General features: G+C 65.8%; 1 protein-coding gene. It reads right to left on the bottom strand.

Going from position 1 to position 366, the window contains the following annotated elements; genetic code table 11:
* Positions 1-189 precede the first annotated feature (189 nt).
* Positions 190-351: a hypothetical protein gene (locus AB4Z35_RS31270; protein WP_442101336.1), complete on the bottom strand. Its 162-nt coding sequence runs from the start codon at positions 349-351 to the stop codon at positions 190-192.
* Positions 352-366: the final 15 nt, after the last annotated feature.

The following is a 366-nucleotide window of genomic DNA, read 5'->3' as shown; positions in this document are numbered from 1 at the left end:
GGTGTCGACCACCACCTTGGTCGCCGCTGGCGTGGCCGAGGGAGCCGGCGCGGCGTTGTCATCGGAGCCGCAGGCGGCAAGCACCGCCGCGGCAAGCAAGGCAATGCCGAGCGAGCGCGCGCCGGCAGGAAGACGAAGGAACATGAAACCTGACCCGTAGTTGTCTTGAATGGTGGGGAGCCGACTGGCTTATGGCGTCGGCTGCACAATGGCCATGCCGATATTGCCGATACCCGTGCGGAACGGACTGCCCGGCACCGGCGTCAGCAGGCCAGTGGTCGCGTCGATGGCAAAGCCGTACACCAGGCCGACGAAAGACGGCGTGTACAGGAAGCGGCCGTTCGGATCCATGCTTAGGCCTTAGGC

Origin of the sequence: Pseudomonas sp. KB_15, assembly GCF_052114525.1 — a bacterium.
GTDB lineage: Bacteria > Pseudomonadota > Gammaproteobacteria > Pseudomonadales > Pseudomonadaceae > Aquipseudomonas.
Note: the sequence above shows the minus strand (reverse complement) of the source record. Positions and strands in the feature narration are given on the sequence as shown.